Raw genomic sequence first — 3,938 nt, forward strand, 5'->3', positions numbered from 1 at the left:
GCACCCGCCCCGGCCGGCCGCGGCACCGCACCGGCCCCAAGGCACCGCCCCCGGCGGACCCGTGGCGGTGCCGCGAGGACCCTCGGCCCCCGCCTGACCGGGCGCCGCGGCGCGCACTGCCGGGCTCCGCGGACTACCTGGCCCCGGTGGTGTCCAGCCGCGGGATCTCGATGGCGGGGCAGCGGTCCATGACCATCTCCAGGCCCGCCGCCCGCGTCCGCTCGTACGCCGCCTCGTCGACGACGCCGAGCTGGAACCAGACGGCCTTGGCCCCGATGCCGACGGCCCCGTCGGCGACGGCCCCGGCGAGGTCGCTGTTCACGAACACATCGACGACGTCGACCTCGAAGGGAATCGCCTCCAGGGAGGGGTACCCCTTCTCCCCGTGCACCGTCTCCGCCTTCGGGTGCACGGGCACGACACGCTTGCCGAAGCGCTGCAACACCTCGGCGACGCCGTACGCCGCCCGCGCCCGATTGGACGAGAGCCCGACGACGGCCCAGGTGTCCCCGAGCTCGGTGAGGATCTTGCGGACCGTTGCGGGGTCGCCGTACACGCTGGGCCTCCTGGTATCGCGTACAAGGACTACGGCCTCGTACAACGACCGGCGGAGGGCGGGGATTCCCCCGGTACGGCCGCACGGCGGAGCCGCCTCCGGGGCCGGTGCCGCGGTGCCGGGCCCTCGCGCGGGGCGACTCGGTCCGCGTGCCCGTGGCGGTTCAGTCGGTGTCTTGCCGGAGCCGCCGCAGCCGCTCCTCCACCGCGGCGTCCTCGCCGGCCGCGGCGAGCTGCCGGAGCTGCACGTCCTCGTCGTTCAAGGCCGTCTCGTGCTCGGCTGCGGCCCGCGCCTCGGCATCCCGTACCCGCTCGGCCAGATCGACGCGCACCGCCCTGTCGAACGCGCCGAGTTGGTCGGCGATGCGTGCCAGGGCGCTCTTGGTCTCGGCGGCGCGGAAGCGCCGGGCCAGGGAGTCGAGGACGCGTTCCAGGTCGACGCGGGACTTCCGCACGACCGCGTCGAGGTCCCGGCACAGGCGGACGGTCTCCTCGGCCTCCTCCAGGCCTTCCTTCCACTCCGCGATGTCCTCGCTCAAGCGGACGGCTCTGCGCAGGGCCGTGCGCACCGCGGGGGGAAGGTCACTCACCTCACCGCCCCGCGCGGCGAAGGGCGCCGCGATCCGCATCAGCTCTCGCTCGGCCCTCACCGCGTCGGCGATGCGGAGATCGAGACGGTTGCGCTCGTACGTGGCCGCGACGAGCTGTGCCTTCGTCTCGTCGCGCAACCGGTCCAGTCGGGCCAGCCCGCCGCGGACCTGGGGTTCGCCCTGCGGCTCGGTTCGGGCCAGGTCCTGGACGACGTGCATGACGCGCTGGGCGACTGTCCACACGTCTTCCGCACGTACCGCCGGAAGGCCGCTGCTCCTGTCCGCCATACGTCCTCTCCCCTCAGTCGGCGTCGTCCTGGGCCGTCTGGCGTATCGCGGTGGCCAGCGCGTCCAGATTCCGTCGCACGGACGCGGCGCTCTCGGTGCTTCCGTGCTGCTCGGCCACGGCGAACCCCAGGCTGTCGCGGAGGGAGGAGGCCGCTTCGCTGATCCCGTTGAGGTGGTGTGCGCCGGTCTCCAGGCGGCCGCGGATGTCCGGGGCCAGGGCGTTCCAGTCACCGGCGAAGAGCTGGGAGAGCGACACCAGCTTCGTCGCCATGGACGCGAGTTCGGCGAGCGCGCTCTCGACCAGTGCTCTGACCTCGTCCGTGGTGCCGCGCGGCACACCGGCCCGGTCGGCGACAGCGGCACCGTTGGACAGCACGGCCAGCCACTGCGCCGTGCAGAGCATCGCGTCACGTACCGGCCAGGCGGGGAGGTGGGGGAGGAGGTTCTGCACGTCCCCCACGTCTCCCGCGCGTGCCGTCCGGGTCATCTCGGCGCCTGCCGTGGCGGGGTCCGCGAGCCGCTCCCGACGCGCGGACTCCATCGCCGCCTCGGCTCGCCTCTTCTTCTTCTGCTCGGCTTCGGAGGCGATCATCCAGACGCAGAACCCGATGAGAGCGAGAAAGATCAAGAATCCCACGGCACCCCCCGAAGCCGTCCTCGCGTGCTGGCTCTCCCAGGGTGTCAGGCGCTTTCCCGCGCGCACCATGGGCGCTGCGCGTCCCACCGCCTGAATGCGCCCGTGCGCCCCTCTCGGCGCGGACGCGCCGGTACGACCGGCGTTTCCCGCACGACAAGGCCGGGCCGCGGGCCGAGAGCCGGGACGGGCTGTCGGCCGGCGACCCGGCGCGGCGGCGTCAGCCGTGTCAGACGTTCACACCGAAGTCCGAGGCGATGCCGCGCAGGCCGCTGGCGTAGCCCTGGCCGACGGCGCGGAACTTCCACTCCGCGCCGTGGCGGTAGAGCTCGCCGAAGACCATGGCCGTCTCCGTGGAGGCGTCCTCGGAGAGGTCGTAGCGGGCGATCTCGCGGTTGTCCGCCTGGTTCACCACGCGGATGAACGCGTTGCGGACCTGACCGAAGGACTGGCCGCGGTTCTCCGCGTCGTGGATGGAGACCGGGAACACGATCTTGGAGATCTCGGCGGGCACCGCGGCGAGGTCCACCTTCACGGCCTCGTCGTCGCCCTCGCCCTCACCGGTGAGGTTGTCCCCGGTGTGCTCCACCGAACCGTCCGGGCTCTTGAGGTTGTTGTAGAAGACGAAGTGCTGGTCGGAGACGACCTTGCCGGAGTCGTCGCAGAGCAGCGCGCTGGCATCGAGGTCGTAGTCCGTGCCGGTCGTGGTCCGCACGTCCCAGCCGAGGCCGACCAGCACGGCCGTCAGGCCGGGCGCCTCCTTGCTCAGCGAGACGTTGCCGCCCTTGGACAGAGAAACTCCCACGGTGTCCTCCTGTGGTCCTCTACGGAGTGGTTCTGCGTTCGTCCTGCCCGTAGAATCTACATGACTGTAGAAGCGCTCGTGGTGGATGGTCGGGTTTCGGCCGTTACGATGTGGCGCTCCCCGGCGGCGTACGGGATACAGGTGATGTACGCGGCTTCTGTGCTGTACGTGGTGTCCGTGGAGTGAAGGAAACGGGCAGGGTACGCGTACGGGAACGGCGGGAGGCGAGGGCACGGCATGGAGCGGCAGGAGCGGCAGGAGCGCCCGCGGCGGGAGCCCCGCCCGCGCCGCCGGGGCCAGGGCGAGCTGGAGTCCCAGGTGCTCGCGGCGCTGCACGCGGCGCCGGGCCCGGTCGGCGCGGCCTGGGTGCAGGAACGTGTCGGCGGCGACCTCGCGTACACGACCGTGATGACGATCCTCACCCGGCTCCTCGCCAAGGGCGCCGTCACCCGCGAGCGCGCGGGCCGCTCCTTCCTGTGGCGGTCCGCCGCCGACGAGGCGGGCCTGGCCGCGCTGCGCATGCGCAAGGTGCTCGACGGCGAACGCGACCGCGAGGCCGTCCTCGCCAGCTTCGTCACCACCCTGTCCGCCGACGACGAACGGCTGCTGCGCGACCTGCTCGGCGAGGCGGGCGACGGCACCGCGACGGAGGCCTGACGGCGCCCATGGGGGTCTTCGTCTTCCTGCCGCTCGTCCTGCCGCTCACCGCCTGGCCCGTGGCCCGCGCGGCCAGCCAGCACCTGCACCCGCGCACCGCCACCCGGCTGCTCACGGCCCTCGCCGCCGTGATGGCCCTGTGCAGCACCCTGTGCCTGGCCCTGCTCGTGGTCGTCGGCACCGCCCAACTGCCCGGCAACCCGCTGCCCGACGCCTGGTCCGACCCCGAGGTCCGCGCCGCCGTCCCGTACGACGAGGTCGCGGGCAAGGCCGCGATCCCGGCGCTGCTCGCCGTGTGCGGCGCGGTGGGGCGGACGCTGTGGCGCCACGTCGCGGTGCGCCACCGGGCGGCGCGGGCGGTCGCGGGGCTGCGCGGGACGTCGGTGGCGGTGCTCGGGGCGGTCGGCGG

The 3,938-nt window shown here is 73.2% G+C and carries 5 protein-coding genes and 1 pseudogene; 2 read left to right on the top strand and 4 right to left on the bottom strand.

The features are described 5' to 3' along the window. Window positions 1-133: 133 nt before the first annotated feature. From IE330_RS38015 to IE330_RS38030, 4 genes are all read right to left on the bottom strand, one after another. Window positions 134-556, bottom strand: a complete 423-nt coding sequence (locus tag IE330_RS38015) for a CoA-binding protein (RefSeq protein WP_190140746.1) — start codon at window positions 554-556, stop codon at window positions 134-136. Between the two features lie 163 nt (window positions 557-719). Beyond that, entirely contained in the window at window positions 720-1,433 is a 714-nt protein-coding gene (locus IE330_RS38020) for a hypothetical protein (protein WP_190140747.1), read from the bottom strand. A 13-nt stretch (window positions 1,434-1,446) separates the two neighbouring features. After that, window positions 1,447-2,061 carry a hypothetical protein gene (locus IE330_RS38025; RefSeq protein WP_190140748.1) on the bottom strand — a complete coding sequence of 205 codons (615 nt, stop codon included), beginning with the start codon at window positions 2,059-2,061 and terminating at the stop codon, window positions 1,447-1,449. Between the two features lie 235 nt (window positions 2,062-2,296). Beyond that, a complete protein-coding gene (locus IE330_RS38030) occupies window positions 2,297-2,872 on the bottom strand; it encodes a TerD family protein (RefSeq protein WP_190140749.1) in 576 nt (191 codons plus the stop codon). 237 nt (window positions 2,873-3,109) lie between these two features. On the opposite strand from IE330_RS38030, the gene IE330_RS38035 reads away from it, so the two are divergent. Further along, window positions 3,110-3,529 (top strand): BlaI/MecI/CopY family transcriptional regulator, encoded by a 420-nt coding sequence (locus tag IE330_RS38035; RefSeq protein ID WP_190140750.1) that lies wholly within the window; start codon window positions 3,110-3,112, stop codon window positions 3,527-3,529. An 8-nt stretch (window positions 3,530-3,537) separates the two neighbouring features. Then, window positions 3,538-3,938, top strand: a pseudogene (locus tag IE330_RS38040) (M56 family peptidase); the annotation flags it as partial.

This window comes from Streptomyces longispororuber (assembly GCF_014656095.1).
GTDB lineage: Bacteria > Actinomycetota > Actinomycetes > Streptomycetales > Streptomycetaceae > Streptomyces > Streptomyces longispororuber.

What these genes read in the sequence shown, in the direction of transcription:
- IE330_RS38035 (WP_190140750.1), top strand. Translation starts at nt 3,110, where the DNA reads ATGGAGCGGCAGGAGCGGCAGGAGCGCCCGCGGCGGGAGCCCCGCCCG.
- IE330_RS38020 (WP_190140747.1), bottom strand. Translation starts at nt 1,433, where the DNA reads ATGGCGGACAGGAGCAGCGGCCTTCCGGCGGTACGTGCGGAAGACGTG.